Raw genomic sequence first — 22832 nt, 5'->3', positions numbered from 1 at the left:
TCGGCCACCACTAAAAACGATACGCTTATCAAAGCAAAACCCTGGCCGAAGGGCCAGGGCTTTGTCAGCAGTCTGAGCCGCCCGAGGGCGGCTTTTCGTTGTCTGAATCAAAAGCTTAAGGCAGCGCCTTAATCGAGATTGCGAGAGTAGAAGATCTCCAGCATCTCTTTACGCAGGCGGCTTTCGATATCCCGCGCTTCTTCAAAGGTGATATCGCGGCGAGACGTGCCGAACAGGTAATTATCCAGTTCGAAGTCCTTTAGCAGCATCTTGGTGTGGAACATGTTCTCTTGATACACGTTCACGTCGATCATCTGATAGGCATGCTTGGTGTCTTCTGCCAAGTAGTCCTGGATAGACGTAATGTCGTGATCAATAAACAGTTTTTTGCCGTCCACATCCCGGGTAAAACCGCGCACCCGGTAATCCATGGTGACGATATCAGAGTCAAAACTGTGGATCAGGTAGTTCAGCGCTTTCAGCGGGCTGATATGACCACAGGTGGAAACATCGATATCCAGACGGAAGGTGCTGATGCCGTTGTCAGGGTGCGATTCCGGGTAGCTGTGCACCGTGACGTGGCTCTTGTCCAGGTGAGCAACCACGGTTTCCGGCAGCGGGCCAGGGCCCGGCTCGGTTTGGCCCGGCGTGGGGTCATCCAGCTCGTGTTCAGCGATCAGGATGGTTACGCTGGCACCGTGAGGCTCATAATCCTGGCGCGAAATGTTCAGCACGTGAGCGCCAATGATATTGGTCACGTCCTTGAGAATCTGCGTCAAACGTTCGGCGTTGTAAAGCTCATCGATATAGTCGATATAAGCCGCACGCTGCTCTTCGGTTTTGGCGTAACAGATGTCGTAAATATTGAAGCTCAACGAGCTTGTCAGGTTGTTGAACCCGTGGAGTCGGAGATTATCTGACACGTCCGAACCTCCCTATGGCAGATGAAGACACCCCGACGATCCAGCGCCGGAACCGATAAACACTTGTTACCGTGCTGACGCAGCCGCTATTCACTGAGCGGCCCCGCACTACGCAGTATGGGGAGAAACAAGCGGGCGTATTATGCCCGCCCGAGGCGAGGGTTGCATCCGACCACGCCATTTTTTTTAAACCGGGATGAAAGTGTCGCGACGTAGGGTTCAAGCCTCAACAATCTCGAAGGAGTGAGTGATCTCAACGCCACCCTTGACCAGCATAATCGAGGCGCTGCAGTACTTCTCTGCAGAAAGCTCCACCGCCCGCTGTACCTGCTTCTCTTTCAAGCTACGGCCAGTGACCACAAAGTGGACGTGAATCTTAGTAAACACGGACGGCACTTCATCGGCGCGCTCGGCATCCAGCTCGGCCACGCAGTCGGTGACATCCGCACGCGCCTTATCAAGAATGTTCAAGATATCAAACGCCGTGCAGCTGCCCATGCCCATCAGCAGCATTTCCATTGGCCGAGGGCCGGTGTTACGGCCGCCGTGGTTGGGGGGGCCATCAATCACAACGCTGTGTCCGCTACCGGATTCGGCGACGAACTGACGACCTTCTGTCCATTTTACCCGTGCTTTCACGTTGCTCTCCTCATCTTGGCGACGAAAGGTAAGTCGCGCAGCATAACATTTCTAGGGGGCGACGCACGGCTTGATCGCGCGCGGCCTGAAGGGTTCAAGTGAATTGAAGGTGTTGGTCAAGTTCGGCCAACCGCTCGGGGGTCCCCACATCGACCCAGTGGCCAGAAAAGTGCTCGCCGCTCACCCGCTTGTCTGCCATGGCCCGCTTCAATAGCGGTGCCAGCGCGAAGGCTCCGGGCGGCTCACTGGCTACCAGCTCCGGGTGTATCAAGCTGATGCCTGCAAAGGTAAAGTGCGATTCCCCTTGCGGTGAAACGCGGCCCTGGTGTAACGCGAAATCACCGCTTGGATGATGGGCGGGGTTATTTACCAATACCAAATGCGCCAGATCATCTGTTGCCAGTGCGGAAGCATTGGGCAGATAGTCGCACCACACATCGCCGTTAACCAGTAAGAACGGCGCATCGCCTAGCTGCGGCAGTGCCTGCTGAATGCCGCCGCCGGTTTCAAGCGGGCTAGCTTCCTGGCTCCAGTGAATGCGCATCTGATAGGCCGAACCATCGCCCAGCGCTGCCCTAATCTGCTCAGCACGGTAGCTCACGTTAATGACCACTTCATTAATGCCGGCACGCTTTAAGCGCTCCAAGTGGTGCACGATCAGCGGTTTGCCCGCTACGGGCAGCAGCGGTTTAGGGCAGTGGTCAGTGAGCGGGCGCATCCGTTTGCCCAGTCCTGCCGCTAAAATCATCGCCTTCATGGCGTATTTTCCTCCAGGCGCTGCATAATCGCTGGGCGCAGCACGCTCGTTACCCAGTCGGCAAACTCGCGGTGTTGGGGCAGGGCCGCTAGGCTATCTTCTAAGTGTGCTAAAAAGTGGGGCAGTCGAGCTAAGTAGCCGTCTTTGCTGTCGCGCAGCGTCAACCGGCAAAAAATACCTAGCACTTTCAACGAGCGTTGGGCGGCCATGGCGTGGCACTGGGCTAAAAAAGTTTCCTCGCTGACCGAGCGGGTCAGGCGGCCCTCTTGCCGCGCCTGCAGGTAGAAAGTGTCAACAAAAGAGGCAAACTGTTCAGCGCTAAAGCGGCAGTAGCGGCCTCGCAGTAGCGAAATAACGTCGTAGCTGAGCGGGCCGGCCACGGCGTCCTGGAAGTCGATCATGTAAAGCGTTTGATCGTGCAGCATCAGGTTCATGGCATCGAAATCACGGTGAACGCTCACCACCGGTTGCTCTAAAGCCCGCTGGATTAAGGCATCACGCAGCGCTGCCCAGCTATCGGGAACCGGCAGCGACAGCCAGCGCCCTAGGCACCACTCGGGGAATAGGTCCAGCTCACGGCCAAGCAGGGTGGCATCGTAGGCAGGCAGCGCGGCCGGGTTAGTGCGGTTTTGCAACTGGGCAATCAGAGCGAGTGCGTCTAAATGGCTCTGCTCCGTGCGTGCTGGGTCGGTGAAGGTGGCCTGCAGCGGCGTATCGCCCAAATCATCGAGCAGCAAAAAACCGGCGTCTAAGTCGTTGGCGTGAATGTAAGGTACCGGTAGCCCGGCGGCGTGCCAGCGCGACCCAATCGCCACGAAAGGTGCGGAGTCCTCCTGGGCCGGGGGCGCATCCATCACCACTTGGGTGTCGCCGTTGGGTAGCATTAGCCGAAAATAACGCCTAAAACTGGCGTCGCCGCCTGCCGCAGAGAGACGAATGGCGGCGCTATCAAGGCCGTGGTGTTGTGCTGCCCACTGGGTGAGGGCGTCAATCCGAGAAGAGGACATGCAAGCTCCTTGCTGGTCGGGCATCATGCGGGCTGTATAATACCGATTCTGGATGCCAAGGATAACGAACATGGGCAAGCGAATCTCGCGCACCGTACCGGTTGCGCATACGCTGCTGGGCAGTTTGCTCGCTGGCGCCTCGTTTTCAGCGGTGGCGCAGGGGCAAGCACTGCCCGCAGAGGCGCTAGACTGGCAGGCCTGGAGCCAAGACGAAGCGCCGCAACAGCTGTGCCGGGGGCGCTATGTGATGCCCGGCTACCGCTTGCCAGCGGAAGAGAACCCGGAAACGCTCTCGGTGGAAACCGAAGAAGTGGACTATGCCGCCGACGGCGAAGCCCTGCTGCGTGGCGATGTCGTGCTGCGTCGGGGCAATACCGAACTGCAGGCTGAGCGTGTCTTCCTCCCGGCAGATCGCCAGCAGGTGGATGCCGAGGGCAGTTTGGCGATCCGTGATGGTCAAGCGTTAGTGCGCGGTGAGCAAGCCACGCTGATGCTGAACGAAGACCGCGCCTCGCTGAGCAATAGCCACTACGTGCTTTACGAACAGCACCTGCGCGGCCAAGCCCGCCAGCTAGAGCAGACCGGCGAAAATCAGTACCGCCTTCAAGAGGCCACGTTTACCACCTGCGACCCCGGCGCTAATAGCTGGCAACTGGTCGGTAGTGATATTCGCCTTGATCAAGCCGCGGGGTTTGGTACCGCTCGCCACGCGCGGTTGGAAGTCAAAGATGTGCCGGTCTTTTACTGGCCGTGGTTGCGCTTCCCCATTGATGACCGCCGCCATACCGGGCTGCTTTCGCCGTCAGTGAGCTTCTCAAGCGACGGCTTTGATTACACTCAGCCGTTCTACTGGAACATTGCGCCGAATCAAGATGCCACCATTACACCGCGCTGGATGTCGGACCGTGGGCTGCTGCTCAACGGCGAGTATCGCTACCTGTTGGAAGAGAGCCAAGGCTTGGTGGAGGGCGGCTATCTCGATAGCGACGGCGGCACCAATAGCGGTGACAACCGCTTTGAAGGCGATGATCGCTGGTACATTGATGCCCAGCACGCGGGCACGTTAACACCGCGCAGTGATTACCGGCTCCGTTACGGCGCCGCCAGCGACGGTCGCTATTTTGACGACTTTGGTGGCGAGTTTGGCAACAGCGACCGGGTGAGCATGGAGCGCCTTGCCCAGGTGGATTACCGCGGCGAGCGCTGGCAGTTAGATGCCCGCGCCCAAGGCTTCCAGCGCCTGGAAGACCCGCTTAGCGACACCGACCGCCCCTTTTATCGCCTGCCCAGCTTAACCGCCAACTCTGACTGGCAGTTGGGCAGCGGGCTGTATACCCAGTGGCGCTCGAACGCTACCTACTTCTGGCGCGACGTGGATGAGCGGCGGGTGCCGGAGCGCGAGGCGGCCATCGGTTCGCGCCTGCACCTGACGCCTGCGGTGGGCTGGCGCTATGAGCAGCCCTGGGGCTATATCGAGCCGCGCACCGAACTTTGGCACACTGCTTACGAGCTGGATTACGGCGACCGAGTGACCGACCGCACGACCTCACCGACGCGCAGCGTGGCAATTACCTCCATCGATAGTGGCTTGGTGTTCGAACGTGAATTGGAGCTCGGCGGGCGCGATTATCGTCAAACCCTAGAGCCCCGCGTGAACTACGCCTATGTACCGCGCACTGACCAGACCCAACTGCCCGATTTCGACAGCCGTGAGCGGGCATTCTCATGGGACCAGCTTTGGTCGCCGCACCGCTTCTCAGGTGCTGACCGCGTGGGCGATCTCAACCGCGTATCGCTAGGTGTGCAGTCGCGCTTGATCGAAGACAGCGCCGGGCGCGATCGTCTTACCTTTGGCGTAGGCCAGAGTTACTACTTCTCCGAGCGCCGTATCGACAGTGAAGGCGACCCGGATACGCTGCCGCCACGCCCAGGCGAAGACCCCTCTATTAATCCGCAGAGCCGTTACCAAGCTACTCGCGACCGCTCCCCGCTGGTCACACGCCTAGATTGGCAGATCTCTGATCGTTGGAGCACTGGGTATGAATGGCTCTACGATGACGAGCGCGAGCAGACCGAACGCTCCAGTGTAGACGTGCGCTATCGTCATCCGGAAGGGCACGTAGTGAACCTTGGCTACCGTTGGGAGATCGAAGGGTTCGATCCGAGTGTGATACCCGGCGACGATGGCTTCCGTGATTACAGCCGCGAAGAGTGGGATCTCTCGCTAGCCTGGAAAGCGAGCCCACGCATTGATTTGATTGGCCGCTACCTGCACGATCAAACCAATAATCGGCCTCTGGAGCAGCTTGCTGGCCTGCAGTGGAACGACTGCTGCTACGGCGTACAGCTGGTTTGGCGCGAATGGATTGACGATAACGATACGGCGCGGGTAGGCGATGACTTCAACGACCGCGGGCTATTTTTGCGCTTTGTGTTTCGTGGTCTAGGTGGCGTGGGTCAAGAGGCCGACGGCTACTTTGAACAGGCGATTCCTGGCTACCGCCCCACGCCTCTATAACGACCACTTTAAATAGCGACTGAAAGAGACTTTTTATGATGATCAGAAAGACCTTGCTGAGCTGCGCGCTGAAGAAACGGGCTACCCAGCTGTCTGCGGGCAGCATGATGGTGCTCTGCCTGGGCACGGGCGCGGCGTTGGTTCCGCTGACCGTTCATGCGCAAAACTTCGAGTCCACTCAGCGTCAGCAATTGGATAGCGTTGTTGCCGTTGTCAACGACGGCGTCATCTTGCGTAGCGAATTGGACAACCGGATTGTTCAAGTGGAACAGCAGGCAGCGGCCCAGGGCGGGAATTTGCCGCCGCGTAATCAGCTGGCCCAGCAAGTGCTGGAGCGTATGGTGATGGATGAAATTCAGCTTCAGATGGCGCGTCAAGCCAACCTGAGCGTGGATGACACCGAGCTAAATCGCCAGCTGCGCAGCATTGCTGAATCCAACAGCATGACGCTGGATCAGTTTGCCGATGCGGTAGAAGCCGACGGCATGACCCTGGCCGATGTGCGTGAAGACGTACGCCGTGAAATGCTGATGCGCCAAGTGCAGCAGCGCCAAATTAGCCAGCGCGTGACGGTCTCTGATCGCGATGTGGAGCGCTTCTTAAGCCAACAGCCGAGCCAGCAACAGGGTCAAGCGTTTATTGAAGAGACCCGTGCACGCCACGTGCTGATAGAGCTCACCCCCACGCGCAATGAAAGCCAAGCGCGTGCCCGTGCTCAAGAGGCACGTCAACGTTTGCAGCAGGGCGAGGACTTCGCCTCAGTGGCCCGTGAGTACAGCGACGACCGTGGTAGCGCCATGAACGGCGGCGACTTAAGCTGGGTGCGCCCAGGCCAAACGGTACCTGCGTTTGAAGAAGCCATGACATCGCTCAGCCCCAATCAGCTCTCTGAGCCGGTACGCTCTCAGTTCGGCTACCACGTCATCGAAGTGCTGGAGCGTCGTCGTCAGGATGTGACTGAAGAGAGCCGTCGTGAGCAGGTGCGCCAAGCCATCTTCCAGCGTCGTGCCAACGAAGAGCTGCAAACTTGGCAGCGTGAAATTCGTGAACAGGCCTTTGTGGATATTCGTCTGTAATGACGCTACCGCTGCTGTTAACTACCGGTGAGCCCGCCGGTATTGGCCCAGAATTGACGCTGATGCTGGCCGCCCGTGGGCAGTTGGTCAACACCGTAGCGGTGGGCGACCCGCAGATGCTACGCCAGCGCGCCGAGCTGCTAGCGCTAGCAGTAGAGGTCGTCGAAGCCGCACCCGGCAGTTTGGAAGTGTCATCACCCGGGCGTTTGGTGGTATGGCCTGCTGCGCTGCGTGCGCCTGCTACACCAGGGGTGCTTAATCCTGCCAACGCCAGCTACGTGCTAGAAACGCTGCAAATTGCCGTGGACGCCTGCCAAGCAGGGCAGGCCGCGGCGATGGTCACCGCGCCGCTGCATAAAGGGGTGGTTATCGAAGGCGGCTTTCCCCACTTCACCGGCCATACCGAGTGGTTGCGCGATGCCTGCGGCGTGGATGACGTGGTGATGCTACTGGCGACCGATGCCGCCTTGCACGCCAAGAATCCACTCTGGCAAGGGGGCGGCGATTTGCGTGTGGCCCTAGTAACGACCCATCTGCCGCTGCGTGATGTGGCTGATGCCATCACGTTTGAGCGGGTCACCCAGATTAGCCGCCTGCTGGCCGCTGACCTGCAGCGCCAGTTTGGTATCCCGAATCCGCGAATCGCCGTGTGTGGCCTCAACCCTCATGCGGGGGAGGATGGTCATTTGGGCCGCGAAGAGCTGGATATTATTACCCCTGCCCTCGATGCTCTGCGCGCCGAAGGGTTGGATATCCAAGGGCCGTTGCCCGCCGATACGCTGTTCACTCCTCGCCACTTAGCTGGGGTCGATGCGGTGCTCGCGATGTATCACGACCAGGGCCTAGCAGTGCTAAAATACGCAGGCTTTGGGCAAGCGGCGAATATTACGCTTGGCCTGCCGCTGGTGCGCACCTCGGTGGACCACGGCACCGCGCTGGATTTAGCAGGCCGCGGCGTAGCGGACCCCAATAGCCTGGGCGTCGCGCTCGCCCTCGCGCAGCGCCTTGCTGCTCAGCGCGCCAGAGCCCTGGCCGCTTCATGAATCAACCCTCCAAGGAACACTGTTAGATGTCTCAAGTGCCTCAGCAGCACCGTGCTCGTAAACGCTTCGGTCAAAACTTTCTGCGTGACCTCGGCATTATTTCGCGTATCGTCCGCGCCATTGGGCCACGCGAAGGCGACCGACTCGTCGAAATTGGCCCTGGGCAAGGCGCACTGACGGCACCGCTGTTAGAGGCGACTGGCAAGCTGGAAGTGATCGAACTCGACCGCGACCTGATTCCTGGCCTGCGGGTACAGTTTTTTAACTACCCCGAGTTCGTGATTCATGAAGGCGACGCGCTGAAGTTCGATTTTGCCGAACTAAAGGGCGAAGGCCCGGCGCTGCGGGTAGTGGGTAACTTGCCCTATAACATCTCAACGCCGCTGATTGTGCATCTGCTGACCATGGGCAATGCGATTGCCGATATGCACTTCATGCTGCAAAAAGAGGTAGTGGAGCGCTTAGCTGCCGAGCCGGGCAGCACCGATTGGGGCCGCCTTTCGGTGATGGCGCAGTACTACTGTCAGGTTGATCAGCTGTTCATCGTGCCGCCGGAAGCCTTTGTGCCTCGCCCGAAGGTGGATTCTGCGATTGTGCGCCTGACGCCCCACGCAAGCCTTCCGCATACTGCTGATGACCCCGCGCTGCTGTTTGAGTTGGTGAAGCTGGCGTTTGGTCAGCGCCGCAAAACGCTGCGGAACAATCTAAAAGGACGGGTAAGCGTTGAGACGCTAGAAGCGCTGGGCATCGACCCTGCCCGTCGCCCGCAAACCTTGACGGTGGCGGAGTACGTCACGATTGCCAACCAAGTCGCCGCCGATGATGCAGCCAGCGCAACGGTAGACAGTCCTGCGTCGGGGGGCGACGAGGCGTGAGTGGCTTAGACATTGAGGTCAGCGTCACCCCGGAGTTTCGTGATGCGGAGTCGAGCGACAGCGAATCCCGCTACGTGTTTAGCTACACCGTGACGGTGCACAACCAAAGCCCGCACAGCGTGCAGCTGATGGCGCGTTACTGGAAGATCACCCAGGGTAGCGGCGATAGCCAAGAGGTGCGTGGCAAAGGCGTGGTGGGCCAGCAGCCGTTAATCGGCCCTGGCCAGCGTTTTCGTTATACCAGTCGGGCGATTTTGCAAACGCCGGTCGGCGTGATGGAAGGTGCTTACACCCTGCTCAATACGTACACCCAGCGGGCCTTTGATGTGCCCATTTCGCCGTTTCGGCTCGCCGTGCCCCGTCAGCTGCATTAACGCCGATTAAGTCCGGCGTGTCAGGGTCAGCTCACGATCAAGATGGTCGCACAGACGTAACGCCAGTTGCACGATGGTCAGCGTGGGGTTGGCGTGCCCTGCGCTTGGAAAAACGCTTGAACCTGCCACAAACATATTCTCTTGGTCGAACAGCCGACAGTCGCTATTGACGATGCCCTGTTCGGCGCTGTGACTCATGCGGGTGCCGCCCATATGGTGCCTTCCTGCTAGCTCGCCCTCGCTGGGCATCGTGACGGGCTGGACGGCTAGCCAGTCGGCTAGCTGCAGGCGACCGATATTCTCATTCAGCAAGTGCTCACCCAACAGCAGCAGGCTTTCGCGGATGGTATGGCGATCCAGCGCTGATTGCCGCCAGACAAGCCGGCTGCGGGGGATACCAAACTCATCCACCTCAGTGCCAAGCTCCACACGATTCTCAAAACGCGGCTCCTGTTCCCAGGCGGCGCGCAGCATCACACCGTGCATGACGCGGCCTTGGGCTTGCCAGGTAGCTAACTGTTCACCTAGTGATGGAGCCTGCAGTGCTAGTGCTTCGATCAACTGCTGGGTTGCCTCTGCGTTCATGCGGTGTAGGCGCAAGCCGCAGTTGAGCAGTTGACGCTTAGCGAGCATCTCAGGTGTAGGCGATAAAAAGACGTTGTACTCCTGATCAAGCCCCAACGCCTGCGGCTCAAACAGCAGCGCCTGGCCTACCGAGGCATGAGGGTGCTCCATCCAATAGCGGCCTAGAGTAGTGGCATTGCCGATAAGCTGCCCATGGGACTGCCGGTTTAACCACAGCAGCAGGCGTGAGTTTTCGATGCCGCCGCAGGCCAGCACAAAAAAACGTGCGTGTACGTGGCACTCGTCCCCTTGAAAACTGCGTAACGTCGCACGCTCAACGCGGCCATTATGGCTTTCAAGCCCGACCAGGTTGGCGGTTAAACAGTAATCAACATTGGAGGAGGCATTCAGCGCAGGGGCGTATTTATCTTTAAGCCGAACGGGGTCCCCTAAAGAGAAGTAGATACGTTCAAACCCTGAGCCGGTGACGGGGTAGTCGGCGTGGGGTAGCGTTAAGTTCAGCAGCGTAGCGGCGCTTGCGAAGTAAGGCGCGAGCGCATCTTGGGTGATTGGCCACGCGGTGTCAGGCGATGCTGCTTTTGCGATAAAATCATGAGCGTCTAACGGCCTGCAAACCCCGCCCCAATGGTTGCTGGAACCGCCGAGGTAGCGTAGGCGCGCATCATCTAAAGGGATGTACGGGTCGCCAACGATATCGCCGCGATAAATCGCTTGGGAGCGCTCACTATAAGAGGCTTCGCCGCCTTCACATAGCAGCGTGCGGTGACCTTGCTGGGCCAGCGTGACGGCCATGGCAATCCCGGCAGCCCCGGCGCCAATAATACAGATGTCGTAATTATTCTCTTGGGCGGCGAGTGTTTCAAAGGCGAGATACATTAGCGGTCTTCAGCGCGTAGCAGCCAGCCGTTTACCAGTTCGGCGGCCGGTGTGGGCGCTGGCTGTGCAGCCGCTACGGGCCATCGGCTCAGGGTAAGTACCGCTCCGGTGGAAAAGAGCAGGCTTTTTAAAACGCCTCGACGGGTAAGATCAATAGATGGGGGGCGCGGAAAGTAAGGGCTCATTAGCGTATTGTTATCCTTAACAGAGAGTCACGAGCTGTCTAATCACATAGTGATGTAACTTTGCCGATTGCTCCAGAATTTTTGTGCCGCCGAAGGAGGAGCGTCGAAGCGTTATCCTGAGTCACTTTGCGTGTTGTCTGTCACCTTTATTCAATTCATCACAAGGCCTTAGCCTATGAGTACGTACGTCATTGGCGATCTCCACGGCTGCCATGCCGAATTTGTCAGCCTGCTGGAAAAGCTCCACTTCAATCCGGCTCAGGATACGCTTTGGCTGGTAGGAGATCTGATTAATCGCGGCCCCGGCTCGCTCGCCTGCTTGCAAGAGGCCAAGGCGCTGGGCAGAGCCGTGCGCTGTGTGTTGGGTAACCACGATTTTCACCTGTTGGTGGTCGCCCGTGGGGGCGGCAAACTGAAGAAAAACGATACGTTGGACGATATTCTCGCCTCGCCCCAGCGGGAAGCGCTGCTTGATTGGCTGCAGAGCCAGCCGTTAGCGATTCAAGAAGGCAATACGTTAATGACCCACGCTGGGGTGTTGCCGAGCTGGAGTGCTGAGCAGGCGCTGGCGCTGAGCGGTGAAGTGCAGGCGGCGCTACACAGTGAAAGCGCGGGTGCGTTTCTGACCCAGCTGTTCGGCAATCAGCCTGACCGTTTCCGGGAGGACTTGGAAGGCGTGGATCGCCTGCGCTGCATCGTTAACGTGTTTACCCGCATGCGCTTCATTGATGCGCAGGAGCGCCTCGATTTTGCCGCCAAGGAGGGGCTCGATAGCGCACCGACAGGCTTTGCCCCCTGGTTTCAATTTGCTCGTCAGGATGATCTGCACATTCTGTTTGGCCACTGGGCGGCGCTGGAAGGGCGCACGCCGAATGCGAATGTCAACGTTCAAGCGCTGGATACCGGCTGCGTGTGGGGTGGCTCACTCACCGCGATGAACCTAGACACTGGTGAACGCACCAGCGTGCCAAGCTTGCAAGGAGGCCGTTAAGTGTTTCAACAGGATGTATTGACCCAAGGGCTTGATGTTTACCGAGTAGGCGGCGCGGTGCGGGATGCGCTGCTGGGCTGGCCGGTAGTGGATCACGACTGGGTAGTGGTAGGCGCCACGCCAGAAGCGATGCGTCAGCGGGGTTTTAAGCCCGTTGGCCGTGATTTTCCGGTGTTTTTGCACCCGCACACCGCGGAAGAGTATGCGCTGGCGCGCACGGAGCGTAAATCTGGCCATGGCTACAGTGGTTTCGAGGTGTATGCCAGTCCTGATGTGACACTGGAGGAGGATCTCTCCCGGCGTGACCTGACGATCAATGCCATCGCCCAAGGGCCAGGCGGCCAACTGACAGACCCCTTTCACGGCCAGCAGGATATTGAGCAGCGCCTGCTGCGCCATGTATCGCCTGCGTTTAGCGAAGACCCGCTGCGGGTGCTGCGTACCGCACGTTTTCTAGCCCGCTATGCTCACCTGGGCTTTACCATTGCCCCAGAGACCCACACGCTGATGCGTGAAGTAAGCCAAAGCGGTGAGCTTGGCCACTTAGCCGCAGAGCGGGTGTGGGTAGAAACCGAGAAAGCGTTGGGCGAACCTAACCCTGAACGCTACTTCACCACACTAAACGAGTGCCAGGCGCTTGCCACTTGGTGGCCTGAGCTTGCCGAGGACGAGATGTTAACCGCCGCGCTCGCTGAAATACCAAGTGCGCCTGAGGAGCCTTCATTGCCGTTGGCCCACTGGCGCTACGCGCTGCTGGTCTCGCTGCTGAGTGATGAGCAGCGGGATGCGCTAGCGAGCAGGCTGCGGCTGCCCAACGCGGTGGCGCAGTTGGCTCGCCATACTGCGCTGACGAAAGCGCTGCTCAATGAGCCGTTAAACGACGAGCGAGTGTTGCACTGGCTGGAGCGGCTGGATGGCTGGCGCAAACCTGCCCAGGTAGCGGCGCAGCTAGCGCTTGTTAGTCGCCTGGCACCTGAGCGCCAAGCGGTGCTGCGCGCTGCGTGGCAGGTAGCGCAAGCGGTCAGCCCGCAAACGCTGCTGAGCGAGGGGTATCGGGGAGCAGCTTTAGGAGAAGCACTGCGCCAGCATCGGCAGAAGGCGGTTGCAGGCGCGTTAGGCGAGGGGTAATCGCGCTAGCGCGCCATCGCCGCACGAGGCTGCGGGTCGGCTTGGGAGACCCAGCGGCCCCGCCAGTGAAAATCAATCGCCCACAGGCGTTGGTCGCCCAGTTTAAACCGCTTCCATAGCGTGCTGTAGGGGGTTTGGCAGGCGGGGTGGCGCTCGTTGGGTAGCAGCTCAGCAAGCGGCTGGAGCACAAAGGCGTTACGGGTGATTTCGCCGCGGGGCAGAGTGACGTCATCTATCGTTCCGCAGGCATCACCGACCGTTAGCAGGTCAATATCTAGGGCGCGAGGGCTGCATTTCACCATGTCAGGCGTGCGACCGTGGGCGATTTCGAGCTGTTTGGACCACGCCTGCAGCTTACGCACTGACCAGTCGCTGTAAAACGCCACCACTAGATTGTAGAAGTTGCGACTATCTTTAAAGCCCACTGGCTCGCTCTCAAAAATGCGCGAAATCTGCAGTGGGCCAAACGTATCTTCTAGAGCGTCCAAGCACAGACGAATATGGGTGTCGGGGTCGATGTTGCTGCCTAAACTAAGCGTCACCAAGTTCATAAATGCGTGCCCTAGGTGGCCTCCGGTAGCGTACCGCGAGTAATTTCAAGGCCAACGCTCGCCGCTTGAGGAACAGCGCCAGGCTTGCGAACCGTCATGCGTAGCCAGCTGATGGGGAATTCATGTTGCAGGCAGGCCGCTAGGCGTTCTGCAAAGGTTTCCACCAGCGCGAACTGGTGCTCATTGGCGAACTGCTGGATTCGCTGGCAAATCGCGGCATAATCAAGCGTTAAGCGTAAATCATCCGTGGCGGCGGCAGGCCGGATATCCGTTGCCAGCGATAGATCCAGGCTCAGCGATTGCGTTATCGTGCGTTCCCAGTCGTATACACCGATGACGGTATCTACGCTGAGTGCTTCGATCAAAATGCGGTCCACAGGCCTTCCCCCAGGGTCAACAAGCGGGCGATTGTACTTGAGGATGACCAGAAACGACAGTAAGGCAGCGGCGTTGGCCGCCAATGCCAGGGTGGGCAGGCCATGATATGGATAGTGATCGGCTATTTAAGCGGCAGTTGGCTGGCGGCAGTGAGCGTGTGCCGCTGGGCAGGCGTTGCCGATCCTCGGTTTTGTGGCTCCTGTAATCCAGGTTTTTCTAACGTACTACGCCTGTATGGCCCGCGACTCGCCGCCACCACGCTGCTGTTGGATGCGCTAAAAGGAGTGCCCGCAGTGCTGGCTGCGAAGCTGCTGGCGCTGCCGGTATGGCTGCAGGGGCTAGTAGGCTTGGCCGTGTTGCTGGGTCACAGCTACCCCATCTGGCATGGTTTCCGTGGTGGCAAATCGGTTTCCAGTGCGTTTGGCGTGCTGTTGGTGCTAGTGCCCAGCGTAGCGCTGCTGGTGGCGCTGTGCTGGGCGTTGTTAGCGTGGCGATTACGCACTGCCGCAGCGGCATCGCTCGTCAGTGCGCTGTTGGCGCCGCTGCTATGCCTTTGGCTAGCCCCCGGTTACGTCAGCGTAGTTGGGGGCTTCAGTCTATTAGTGCTGGCCCGTCACGGCCTCAATATTCGCCGCTTACGCCGAGGAGAAGAGCCCCACCTGTGAGGCTAGGCGTTGGAATAGGCGCTTGAGTAGCCGCTTGAGTTAAACCGGCGCTGTTAGCGTATCAAGCGGCCAGCGTGGAGTGGCCTGCATTACGCCGTCATTATCGCGCTCGCCTGCTGCTAAGCGCTGCGCACCGACATAGGCAATCATGGCACCGTTGTCAGTGCAGAAGCGGCCTCGGGGGTAATAGGCGCGCGCCTGACGCTTTTGCGTTTCCAGCGCTAGCCGTTCACGCAGGCGCGTATTGGCGCTGACGCCGCCTGCCATTACGATGCGCTTCAGCCCTGTTTGGTCGAGCGCACGGCGGCACTTAATCACCAGCGTATCCACCACGGCCTCTTCAAAGGCCCGGGCCACATCGGCTTTGGCCTGCTCATCAAGCTCGCCCGCTGCTTCTAGCTGGCGAATTGCAGTGAGGGTGTGGGTTTTTAAACCTGAAAAGCTGAAGTCTAGGCCGGGGCGGTCGGTCATTGGGCGTGGAAAGCGAAACCGCTTCGGGTCGCCCTGTTCGGCAAGCTTGGCCACCAGCGGGCCGCCAGGATAAGCAAGGCCGAGCATTTTCGCGGCTTTATCGAAGGCTTCTCCAGCAGCGTCATCCACCGACTCTCCCAATAATTGGTAGTCCCCCAGCCCGTGGACTTCTACAAGCTGGGTGTGCCCGCCCGAGACCAGGAGCGCCACAAAGGGGAACTCCGGCGCATCATCTTCAAGCATCGGGGCGAGTAGGTGACCTTCCATATGATGAACGCCAAGCACGGGGATGTTCAACGCTTTGGCCATGCCATGGGCAGTGCTCGCGCCTACCATCAGTGCGCCCACCAAGCCAGGGCCTGCGGTGTAGGCAATGCCGTCTAGGTCGCCTCGGGTGAGGTTGGCATCTGCGAGTACTTGTTCAATCAACGGCAGCAGTTTGCGGGTGTGATCCCGAGAGGCTAGTTCAGGCACCACGCCGCCGTACTCCGCATGCATAGCAATCTGGCTATACAACGCATCGGCCAGCAGGCCTTGGCCACCGGTGAACGCGGTATCGTAAATGGCGACGCCGGTTTCGTCGCAAGACGTTTCAATGCCCAGTACGCGCATAGCAAAAGAACTCGTGTGGGTGGTAAGGCAGAGGTTTAAAACCGCCTAGTTTAGCATTGTGGCAGTGAAGGGGCGTAAGCATTTGCAAAGATCGCCAACCACGACTAGACTACTGTGCGCTGTAAAAACTGGGTCGTACACCGTCTTGTTCGGTGTGCGTACTATCCGAACTCAAGACTCCTTAAGGTAGGTGAGTGCTTAATGCCTTCTGTAAAAGTACGTGATAACGAGCCGTTTGACGTCGCCCTGCGTCGCTTCAAGCGTTCTTGCGAAAAAGCTGGCGTTCTCTCTGAAGTACGTCGTCGCGAGCACTACGAGAAGCCGACTGCTGAGCGCAAGCGCAAAGCGGCAGCTGCCGTAAAACGTCACGCTAAGAAGTTGCAGCGTGAGCGTAAGCGTTTCGAACGGCTCTATTGATCCGTACCTGGGGATAGCCTGCGCAGTTAGCCGGTTATCTCAAGAGGGATGCCAAGCGGCCGCCACTAGGTGGCCGTTTGTTTTTCGTTCTGTGACGTGTGTTTTGGCAGTTTAAGGTGATCAGGCGCGCTGCCTGATGACGTTAAACTCGCCCGTAAGCGCTTTGCGCGAGGATGCCCGCAGTTCATGGCAGGTCAAATTCCACAGCGTTTTATTGATGATCTGCTTGGCCGCGTCGACGTGGTTGAGGTCGTGGGCGAACGCGTACAGCTGAAAAAAGCAGGTCGTAATTTTTCAGGCCTGTGCCCCTTCCATCAAGAAAAATCGCCATCGTTTACCGTCAGTGCCGACAAGCAGTTCTACCACTGCTTTGGCTGTGGCGCTCACGGTAATGCGCTGCGTTTTTTGATGGAGTACGACAAGCTGCCGTTTCCTGAGGCCGTGGAGCAGTTAGCCGGGCGTTTAGGGTTGGATGTGCCGCGGGAAGGCGCTGATGACCCCCGTGCCCAGCAGCGGGAAAAAAAGCGCAAAGAGGGCGTTAACCTGCTGGAAGTGGCCGGAAGCTTTTATCGCGAACGGCTCAAAATGCAGGAAGGGCAAAGCGCCCAGCGCTATTTGCAGGGGCGCGGGCTTTCACCAGAAGTGATGGCCACCTACGGGATTGGCTATGCCCCCGGCGGTTGGGAAGCGTTAAAGCAGCACCTCAGTGCAAAAGGTATCAGTGAGCCGGTGCAGGTGGAGTACGGCCTGCTGATTCATCGCGAAGATACCGGCCGTACTTATGACCGCTTTCGTGATCGGGTCATGTTCCCAATTCGCGATCTGCGTGGCCGTACCCTAGGCTTTGGCGGCCGGGTCATGGGCGATGAGCAGCCTAAATACCTCAATTCGCCAGAAACGCCTGTCTTTCATAAGGGACGCGAGCTATATGGTTTATATGAGGCGCGCCAAGCCTCTAGCAAACTAGAGCAGCTGGTGATTGTGGAAGGCTACATGGATGTAGTGGCACTGGCTCAGTATGGCATTCATAACGCTGTGGCGACCTTGGGCACAGCGACCACGGAAGACCATTTAAGCCGCTTATTCCGGCTAGTGAGTCGAGTGGTGTTTTGCTTCGATGGTGACCGTGCGGGTCGTCAGGCAGCCAGTCGCGCCTTAGAGACGGCGCTGCCGCAGATGATCGACGGTCGCGAAGCGCGCTTTCTGTTTCTACCGGAAGGAGACGACCCTGACTCGCTGGTGCGCCGCGAGGGCAGTGAAGCGTTTCAGGATCGCGTCACCTGTGCCATGCCGCTTTCGGAGTTTCTCTTTGAACAGGCCGCCCAAGGGCGCGATCTCAACATGGTTGAGGGGCGCGAGCGGTTTGCCAGTCAGGTGCTGGAGGCGTTGAACAAAGTGCCTGATGGCATGCTCAAATCGCTGCTGCTTGAGTCGCTAGCCAAACGCAGTGGGCTGACGCAGGCACAGTTGCAGGGGCTGTTGGATAAACGCGCTGCTGCATCTGCTCCTAAAGAGTCGGCGCAGTGGGAGCCCGTTGATGAGCCGCTGTCGCCGCTTCCCGTAGAAGGCGCGGAGCGGCAGCCCGCGCGCCGTCCGCGTCGCCAGGGGGCTGCACCACGCGCACTCTCGGTCGTTAGCCGTATTGTGCAGGTGCTGCTGCATGAGCCCCGCTTGGTAGAAGTACTGCCTGAGTCACTGGATTGGCTGCCGGAAGAGAGTGAAGAAGCGCCGCTGTGTCGAGATCTTATCGTGCTGCTGCGCGCTGGTCGCTACCGTAGCCCGCAGGTGGTGTTGGCACACTTTCAAGGAAGCCAAGAGGGGCAGATGCTCGCAGAGCTTGCGCAGCGTGAGCTGCTGATTCCCAAGGCAACGCGGGAGACAGAGCTTCTGGGGCTGGTCCAGCATTTGGTGGATCAACGTCGCAGGCGTTCGCCCCAAGAGGAGTATGACGCGCTGTTGGCGTTAGAGCGTGAAGGGCAAAAACTCGATAAGGCACAGCGGCAGCGGTTAGCCGAGCTGATGATGGAGCTTATTCAGCATCGTTAGTGCTAAATCAAGGCAAAACAGAAGTGCAGGGTTGAATTCCTGGGCTTCAGCACCACATACAGGTTAGTCGCCAGGCGCTGGCCTAACCGAACAACCTAACACACCTGAATGACCGCGCAAATACGTTTCACTGGAAAAATTCCAGCTATTTACGCTATACTGTTCGGCTTGTTGAGTTTAATCGATTCAGCGCCCCAGGTGTTTCATTCTTCTTCGTCGAGATAGGGTTTCTATGGCTGGAAATGCGCAGCAGCAGTCACGTCTGAAGGAGTTGATCGCGCGCGGCAAGGAACAGGGCTACCTGACCTATGCCGAGGTCAACGACCATCTACCCGAGGATATCGCCGACCCGGATCAAGTGGAAGACATCATTGGCATGATCAACGACATGGGTATTAGTGTCGTTGAAGAAGCGCCAGATGAAGACACTTTGATGATGTCGGATCACTCCACGGACGAGTCCGCTGCGGAAGAGGCCGTCGCGGCCCTCGCCGCCGTGGAAAGCGACGTCGGTCGCACCACCGACCCCGTACGTATGTACATGCGTGAAATGGGGACGGTTGAGCTTTTGACCCGTGAAGGCGAAATTGAAATCGCCAAACGGATCGAAGAAGGCACGCGGGAAGTGATGTCTGCACTGGCTTATTTGCCGGGTGCAGTTGCCTCTATTCTTGAAGCCTACGACGCTACCCAGGATGAAGAAGCCCCTGGGCGCTTATCTGACCTGTTCTCTGGCTTTATCGACCCCGACGAAGGTATTCCGGGCGTTGCTGAAGCGGAAGTGCCGGAGCCTGTCGTTGAAGCTGAGCTGAGCGATGATGATGATATCGACAGCGACGATGACGACGAAGAGGACGACACTACCGCCAGTGAAGGTGGCCCGGACCCCGAAGAGGCGAAGGCCCGCTTTGAACAGATTCGCGAGCAAAATGCTGCCGTTGAAGCCGCGCTGGCTAAGCATGGTCGTGGCAGCGCAGAACTCAAGGCTGAGCAAGCTCGCCTAGCGGAGCTGTTCTCGCCGATTAAGCTGGTGCCCAAGCATTTCGAGCGTTTGGTCGGTCAGATCCGTATCAGCGTTGAACAGGTGCGTGCCCAGGAAAAAGCGGTCATGCAGCTGTGCGTCAAAAAAGCCAAAGTGCCGCGCAAGACGTTTATCAAGTCCTTCCCAGGTAATGAGTCCGACCAGAAATGGTTGGATGCTTTCCAGGAAGCGCAGCCTAAGTATGCCGATCGCCTAGAGCCGCTGCGTGCCGATATCGCTCGCTCACAGCGCAAGATTGCCTTTGAAGAAGACATGGTGCAGCTCACCGTGGCCGACCTGAAGGAAGTCAATCGCAAGCTCTCGATTGGTGAAGCGAAAGCGCGTCGCGCCAAGAAAGAGATGGTTGAGGCGAACTTGCGCTTGGTGATCTCGATTGCCAAGAAGTACACCAACCGTGGCCTGCAGTTCCTGGATTTAATCCAGGAGGGCAACATCGGCTTGATGAAGGCGGTAGACAAGTTCGAATACCGTCGCGGCTACAAGTTCTCGACCTACGCCACGTGGTGGATTCGCCAGGCGATTACCCGCTCTATTGCGGATCAGGCGCGCACCATCCGTATTCCGGTACACATGATTGAGACCATTAATAAGCTCAATCGCGTATCGCGTCAGATGCTTCAGGAGATGGGCCGCGAGCCGACGCCTGAAGAGCTGGGCGAGCGCCTTGAAATGCCGGAAGACAAGGTACGCAAAGTCCTTAAAATTGCCAAAGAGCCGATCTCCATGGAGACGCCGATTGGTGATGACGACGATTCGCACCTGGGCGACTTTATCGAAGACGGCACCATGCTGCTGCCGATTGATATGGCCACCGGCGAAGGCTTGATCGAAGCGACCCGCAACGTTCTCGGTGGTCTGACCGCCCGCGAAGCGAAAGTACTGCGTATGCGTTTTGGTATCGATATGAATACCGATCACACGCTGGAAGAGGTGGGCAAGCAGTTTGACGTTACCCGCGAGCGGATTCGTCAGATTGAAGCCAAAGCGCTGCGCAAGCTGCGCCACCCCAGCCGCTCAGAGCCGCTGCGTTCGTTCTTGGACGAGTGAAGGCCGCGAGTAGTGAAGCGTGAGTGGTGAATAGCGTCGCCACGAAGACCAAAAAGCCCGCCGTTCAGAGAACGGTGGGCTTTTTGTGTTATGCCGTTTAAAGCTTACAGCGTGTAGTACGTGGCAGAGCCTGGGCCAACCGGCAGGCCAAAGACAAACACCCAGATAAAGAACAGCAGACTCCAGCCACTCAGCATAAACAGTGTGTAAGGCAGCATCAGTGCTACCAACGTACCAATGCCCATATCGTTGCGGTAGCGGGTAGCCACCGCCAGAATCAGGCCGAAATAGCTCATCATTGGGGTGATCAGATTGGTGACGGAATCACCAATCCGGTACGCGGCTTGGATCACTTCCGGGGCATAGCCCATCAGCATTAGCATGGGCACGAAAATTGGTGCGGTGACTGCCCACTGCGCCGACGCGCTACCCAGCGACAGGTTTACAAACGCGCACATGAGAATGAACAGCGCAAACAGGCCAGGGCCGCGCAGGCCAAGAGAGTCCAGCAAATCCGCCCCCGCCACCGCCGTGACGGTGCCAAAGTTGCTCCAGTTAAATAGCGCAACAAACTGGGCAGCAAAGAACACCAACACGATATAGAGCCCGAGGCTGCTCATGCTTTTGGCCATGGCATCGACCACATCGCGGTCATTTTGCATGGTGCCTGCCAAGCGGCCGTAAACGAAGCCAAGCACGGTGAAGGCGACGGCTACAATGACGACAATGCCACGCAGGAAAGGCGAACCGCTGACGAGGCCCGTTTCCGGGTGGCGTAAAATACCGCTTTCCGGAACCACCATCACTGCGACCAGCGCAATGAGGGCCAGGGTAGCTAAGCCGGTACCTTTTAGTGCCCGCTTTTCAGTGGGCGCCAGGCCCTCCATACGGTTCTGGTCGATATCGCTATCCGCATAGGCGGAGTCAAAATTGCCAAGCTTAGGTTCCACAATGCGCTCGGTGACCAAGCCGCCAATGAGGGTGACAAAGAAGGTGCTGGCAAACATAAAGAACCAGTTGGCTTCAGCCCCGACCGAGTAGGTAGGGTCGAGTAACCGTGCCGCTTCCTGGGTAATGCCAGAGAGCAACGGGTCGACGGTGCCGATCAACAGGTTGGCACTGTAGCCGCCGGAGACGCCACAAAACGCTGCCGCCAGGCCCGCCAGTGGGTGTCGCCCTAAGGAGTGAAAGATCATCGCCGCTAGCGGAATCAGTACCACATAGCCAAGCTCGGCGGCCATGTTCGACATAATCCCAGCAAACACCACCGCATAGGTCACAATGCGCGGTGAACGGTTGAGCACCAGTGCGCGCATACTGGCCGATAGCAGGCCAGAGTGCTCGGCAACGCCCACCCCCAACATAGCGACCAGCACCGTGCCCAGAGGCGCAAAGCTGGTGAAGTTCGTCACCATTTCGGTCACTAAGCGGCGTAGTCCTTCCGCATTTAAGAGCGAATTCACTGCAATCCATTCGCCTTCATTGGCTGGGCGTGGGTCAGCAACCGACACGCCCAAGGCACCGGCAATGCCGCTAGCCACGACGACCAGTACGCAGAGAATGGCAAACAGCGTCACCGGGTGTGGCAGCAGATTGCCCAGCCACTCAACGCTATCAAGAAAGCGAGTAAATGCCCCGCGTTTTAGGTTTTCTTCACGACTTTGTGGATTTTTCATAAGGTTTATATCGTTGGTAGGTTATTTTTCAGCAAAAAATGCCCATATAGGTGTGATGGTCGACACTACGTTGATGACGCAAGCGGCGCAAACGGCTTTACGTATAGCGAGATGTAAAAAATGAAACGCCGCTGACCCAGTGGGGCAGCGGCGTTTCAGTGAATGGAGAAGAAGAGGGGTTAAAGCGCTAGGCGTGAGCGATGGATGCGCCGAGCGAGGAAGAAGAGTTCTATCATCGCAAACAGAATCAAGCTGTAGCCGAGTAGCTCAATAGCCTCCTCAGCGATATCTTTAAAATCGCGGATATAGTTCTCTTCCAGAACCGCGCGCCAAAAATCCTGACGACCATAAAGGCGTGAAAATATATAGGTGACCAGCACGCCTGCCGCAAATAGCCCAAACGAAAACGTATTGCTGTAGTGGCGAAACTCATCCAGAAAACGCTGCCGGTGAAGAATGACCCAGACAAGGCTTGGCAGCACAATCAGTGCTACAACAAACTTCCAGGTGTTGTCGGCGACGTAGTAATCCAAAAAGTAGTCCTGCTCGCGCACCAGTGATGCCGATACAAACGCTAAGAGCAGCAGCGTCATCGTTGGCCACACTTTCAGCACTTGGCGTACATAAATCAGCAGAGCGCAGCAACTGGCGAGTACAAGCGTTTGCGTAAACTCGGTAAAGCCAAGTTCGGTATAGCGCACCTCGGGCAAATACAACACCTCTAGGTAGCCGCCTTGGGCAATACCGCCAATGGCAAGGGTGTAAAGCGTGGCACGAAGTAGGGCGGTGCGAAAACTAATCGCCCAGGGGGGAGACGGTGACATACCAATATCCTTATCGGGGAAGCGAGGCAAATAAACATGCAATAACGGATGTTCATTATATCGTCACCTTTGTGTGCTCGCACGCCTAACCTTCTGCATATCGCTCGACGGCCATTGGATAAAGCT

At 58.2% G+C, this 22832-nt stretch carries 22 protein-coding genes; 11 read left to right on the top strand and 11 right to left on the bottom strand.

All coding sequences use genetic code 11. The features are described from left to right. Positions 1 to 128: 128 nt before the first annotated feature. The 4 genes from speD to R0J87_RS03325 all read right to left on the bottom strand — a co-directional run bounded on the left by speD (position 129) and on the right by R0J87_RS03325 (position 3326). Complete coding sequence (gene speD / locus R0J87_RS03340) at positions 129 to 923, bottom strand: adenosylmethionine decarboxylase (RefSeq protein WP_404343159.1); 795 nt, start codon at positions 921 to 923, stop codon at positions 129 to 131. 219 nt (positions 924 to 1142) lie between these two features. Continuing rightward, the gene (locus R0J87_RS03335) at positions 1143 to 1562 is read right to left on the bottom strand and encodes an OsmC family protein (protein WP_404343157.1); all 420 of its coding nucleotides are present in this window, start codon (positions 1560 to 1562) and stop codon (positions 1143 to 1145) included. A 94-nt stretch (positions 1563 to 1656) separates the two neighbouring features. Then, positions 1657 to 2319, bottom strand: a complete 663-nt coding sequence (gene murU, locus R0J87_RS03330) for an N-acetylmuramate alpha-1-phosphate uridylyltransferase MurU (RefSeq protein ID WP_498884358.1) — start codon at positions 2317 to 2319, stop codon at positions 1657 to 1659. Next, on the bottom strand, positions 2316 to 3326 hold the full coding sequence (locus R0J87_RS03325) for an aminoglycoside phosphotransferase family protein (RefSeq protein WP_498884356.1): 1011 nt from the start codon (positions 3324 to 3326) through the stop codon (positions 2316 to 2318). The genes murU and R0J87_RS03325 overlap by 4 nt, the downstream gene beginning before the upstream one ends. A gap of 70 nt (positions 3327 to 3396) precedes the next feature. Between R0J87_RS03325 and R0J87_RS03320 the strand changes: the two genes are divergently transcribed. Genes R0J87_RS03320 through apaG form a run of 5 tightly spaced genes read left to right on the top strand, consistent with a single transcriptional unit; the run spans position 3397 to position 9212 of the window. Then, positions 3397 to 5844 carry an LPS-assembly protein LptD gene (locus R0J87_RS03320; protein ID WP_498884354.1) on the top strand — a complete coding sequence of 816 codons (2448 nt, stop codon included), beginning with the start codon at positions 3397 to 3399 and terminating at the stop codon, positions 5842 to 5844. Positions 5845 to 5879: 35 nt separating this feature from the next. After that, positions 5880 to 6920 (top strand): peptidylprolyl isomerase, encoded by a 1041-nt coding sequence (locus tag R0J87_RS03315; RefSeq protein ID WP_404343149.1) that lies wholly within the window; start codon positions 5880 to 5882, stop codon positions 6918 to 6920. Next, positions 6920 to 7963 carry a 4-hydroxythreonine-4-phosphate dehydrogenase PdxA gene (gene pdxA / locus R0J87_RS03310; RefSeq protein ID WP_498884352.1) on the top strand — a complete coding sequence of 348 codons (1044 nt, stop codon included), beginning with the start codon at positions 6920 to 6922 and terminating at the stop codon, positions 7961 to 7963. The genes R0J87_RS03315 and pdxA overlap by 1 nt, the downstream gene beginning before the upstream one ends. Before the next feature lie 26 nt (positions 7964 to 7989). Beyond that, complete coding sequence (rsmA, locus tag R0J87_RS03305; RefSeq protein WP_498884350.1) at positions 7990 to 8838, top strand: 16S rRNA (adenine(1518)-N(6)/adenine(1519)-N(6))-dimethyltransferase RsmA; 849 nt, start codon at positions 7990 to 7992, stop codon at positions 8836 to 8838. After that, complete coding sequence (gene apaG / locus R0J87_RS03300; RefSeq protein ID WP_404343143.1) at positions 8835 to 9212, top strand: Co2+/Mg2+ efflux facilitator ApaG/CorD; 378 nt, start codon at positions 8835 to 8837, stop codon at positions 9210 to 9212. Before rsmA ends, apaG begins: the two co-directional genes overlap by 4 nt. 6 nt (positions 9213 to 9218) lie before the next feature. Here apaG and R0J87_RS03295 read toward each other — a convergent pair whose 3' ends face one another. After that, on the bottom strand, positions 9219 to 10673 hold the full coding sequence (locus R0J87_RS03295) for a GMC oxidoreductase (protein ID WP_498884349.1): 1455 nt from the start codon (positions 10671 to 10673) through the stop codon (positions 9219 to 9221). Next, entirely contained in the window at positions 10673 to 10858 is a 186-nt protein-coding gene (locus R0J87_RS03290) for a hypothetical protein (protein ID WP_498884348.1), read from the bottom strand. The genes R0J87_RS03295 and R0J87_RS03290 overlap by 1 nt, the downstream gene beginning before the upstream one ends. A gap of 175 nt (positions 10859 to 11033) precedes the next feature. On the opposite strand from R0J87_RS03290, the gene R0J87_RS03285 reads away from it, so the two are divergent. Together R0J87_RS03285 and R0J87_RS03280 are read left to right on the top strand one after the other, a co-directional pair. Beyond that, on the top strand, positions 11034 to 11849 hold the full coding sequence (locus R0J87_RS03285) for a symmetrical bis(5'-nucleosyl)-tetraphosphatase (RefSeq protein ID WP_498884347.1): 816 nt from the start codon (positions 11034 to 11036) through the stop codon (positions 11847 to 11849). Continuing rightward, positions 11850 to 12977, top strand: a complete 1128-nt coding sequence (locus R0J87_RS03280; protein WP_498884345.1) for a tRNA nucleotidyltransferase/poly(A) polymerase-related protein — start codon at positions 11850 to 11852, stop codon at positions 12975 to 12977. 5 nt (positions 12978 to 12982) lie between these two features. Here R0J87_RS03280 and folK read toward each other — a convergent pair whose 3' ends face one another. Then, entirely contained in the window at positions 12983 to 13528 is a 546-nt protein-coding gene (gene folK, locus R0J87_RS03275) for a 2-amino-4-hydroxy-6-hydroxymethyldihydropteridine diphosphokinase (RefSeq protein ID WP_498884343.1), read from the bottom strand. Between the two features lie 11 nt (positions 13529 to 13539). Then, a complete protein-coding gene (gene folB, locus R0J87_RS03270; protein WP_404343133.1) occupies positions 13540 to 13905 on the bottom strand; it encodes a dihydroneopterin aldolase in 366 nt (121 codons plus the stop codon). A gap of 102 nt (positions 13906 to 14007) precedes the next feature. On the opposite strand from folB, the gene plsY reads away from it, so the two are divergent. Then, the gene (gene plsY, locus R0J87_RS03265) at positions 14008 to 14571 is read left to right on the top strand and encodes a glycerol-3-phosphate 1-O-acyltransferase PlsY (RefSeq protein ID WP_498884341.1); all 564 of its coding nucleotides are present in this window, start codon (positions 14008 to 14010) and stop codon (positions 14569 to 14571) included. 39 nt (positions 14572 to 14610) lie between these two features. Here plsY and tsaD read toward each other — a convergent pair whose 3' ends face one another. Then, positions 14611 to 15654: a tRNA (adenosine(37)-N6)-threonylcarbamoyltransferase complex transferase subunit TsaD gene (tsaD, locus tag R0J87_RS03260; RefSeq protein ID WP_404463725.1), complete on the bottom strand. Its 1044-nt coding sequence runs from the start codon at positions 15652 to 15654 to the stop codon at positions 14611 to 14613. Between the two features lie 201 nt (positions 15655 to 15855). Between tsaD and rpsU the strand changes: the two genes are divergently transcribed. The 3 genes from rpsU (at position 15856) to rpoD (ending at position 20206) form a co-directional block, all read left to right on the top strand. Further along, positions 15856 to 16071, top strand: coding sequence for a 30S ribosomal protein S21 (gene rpsU, locus R0J87_RS03255; protein ID WP_016416934.1), 216 nt, complete (start codon positions 15856 to 15858; stop codon positions 16069 to 16071). A gap of 186 nt (positions 16072 to 16257) precedes the next feature. Further along, complete coding sequence (dnaG, locus tag R0J87_RS03250) at positions 16258 to 18117, top strand: DNA primase (protein ID WP_498884339.1); 1860 nt, start codon at positions 16258 to 16260, stop codon at positions 18115 to 18117. Positions 18118 to 18349: 232 nt separating this feature from the next. Next, positions 18350 to 20206 (top strand): RNA polymerase sigma factor RpoD, encoded by a 1857-nt coding sequence (rpoD, locus tag R0J87_RS03245; RefSeq protein WP_404343124.1) that lies wholly within the window; start codon positions 18350 to 18352, stop codon positions 20204 to 20206. Positions 20207 to 20310: 104 nt separating this feature from the next. On the opposite strand, the gene R0J87_RS03240 is transcribed toward rpoD, so the two are convergent. Both R0J87_RS03240 and R0J87_RS03235 read right to left on the bottom strand, forming a co-directional pair. After that, positions 20311 to 21882, bottom strand: coding sequence for an AbgT family transporter (locus R0J87_RS03240; RefSeq protein ID WP_498884338.1), 1572 nt, complete (start codon positions 21880 to 21882; stop codon positions 20311 to 20313). Positions 21883 to 22061: 179 nt separating this feature from the next. Next, positions 22062 to 22706, bottom strand: coding sequence for a hypothetical protein (locus R0J87_RS03235; RefSeq protein WP_498884336.1), 645 nt, complete (start codon positions 22704 to 22706; stop codon positions 22062 to 22064). Positions 22707 to 22832 lie beyond the last annotated feature (126 nt).

It is taken from the genome of Halomonas sp. SIMBA_159 (assembly GCF_046536035.1).
GTDB classification, from domain to species: domain Bacteria; phylum Pseudomonadota; class Gammaproteobacteria; order Pseudomonadales; family Halomonadaceae; genus Vreelandella; species Vreelandella venusta_A.
The sequence above is the reverse complement of the archived record's forward strand: the minus strand, read 5'-3'. Positions and strand labels throughout refer to the sequence as shown.

Excerpts from the sequence above, each read along its gene's own strand:
- murU (WP_498884358.1), bottom strand. The coding sequence starts at position 2,319 with ATGAAGGCGATGATTTTAGCGGCAGGACTGGGCAAACGGATGCGCCCG.
- R0J87_RS03325 (WP_498884356.1), bottom strand. The coding sequence starts at position 3,326 with ATGTCCTCTTCTCGGATTGACGCCCTCACCCAGTGGGCAGCACAACAC.
- R0J87_RS03320 (WP_498884354.1), top strand. The coding sequence starts at position 3,397 with ATGGGCAAGCGAATCTCGCGCACCGTACCGGTTGCGCATACGCTGCTG.
- R0J87_RS03315 (WP_404343149.1), top strand. The coding sequence starts at position 5,880 with ATGATGATCAGAAAGACCTTGCTGAGCTGCGCGCTGAAGAAACGGGCT.
- pdxA (WP_498884352.1), top strand. The coding sequence starts at position 6,920 with ATGACGCTACCGCTGCTGTTAACTACCGGTGAGCCCGCCGGTATTGGC.
- rsmA (WP_498884350.1), top strand. The coding sequence starts at position 7,990 with ATGTCTCAAGTGCCTCAGCAGCACCGTGCTCGTAAACGCTTCGGTCAA.
- R0J87_RS03295 (WP_498884349.1), bottom strand. The coding sequence starts at position 10,673 with ATGTATCTCGCCTTTGAAACACTCGCCGCCCAAGAGAATAATTACGAC.
- R0J87_RS03290 (WP_498884348.1), bottom strand. The coding sequence starts at position 10,858 with ATGAGCCCTTACTTTCCGCGCCCCCCATCTATTGATCTTACCCGTCGA.
- R0J87_RS03285 (WP_498884347.1), top strand. The coding sequence starts at position 11,034 with ATGAGTACGTACGTCATTGGCGATCTCCACGGCTGCCATGCCGAATTT.
- folK (WP_498884343.1), bottom strand. The coding sequence starts at position 13,528 with ATGAACTTGGTGACGCTTAGTTTAGGCAGCAACATCGACCCCGACACC.
- plsY (WP_498884341.1), top strand. The coding sequence starts at position 14,008 with ATGATATGGATAGTGATCGGCTATTTAAGCGGCAGTTGGCTGGCGGCA.
- tsaD (WP_404463725.1), bottom strand. The coding sequence starts at position 15,654 with ATGCGCGTACTGGGCATTGAAACGTCTTGCGACGAAACCGGCGTCGCC.
- rpsU (WP_016416934.1), top strand. The coding sequence starts at position 15,856 with ATGCCTTCTGTAAAAGTACGTGATAACGAGCCGTTTGACGTCGCCCTG.
- dnaG (WP_498884339.1), top strand. The coding sequence starts at position 16,258 with ATGGCAGGTCAAATTCCACAGCGTTTTATTGATGATCTGCTTGGCCGC.
- rpoD (WP_404343124.1), top strand. The coding sequence starts at position 18,350 with ATGGCTGGAAATGCGCAGCAGCAGTCACGTCTGAAGGAGTTGATCGCG.
- R0J87_RS03240 (WP_498884338.1), bottom strand. The coding sequence starts at position 21,882 with ATGAAAAATCCACAAAGTCGTGAAGAAAACCTAAAACGCGGGGCATTT.
- R0J87_RS03235 (WP_498884336.1), bottom strand. The coding sequence starts at position 22,706 with ATGTCACCGTCTCCCCCCTGGGCGATTAGTTTTCGCACCGCCCTACTT.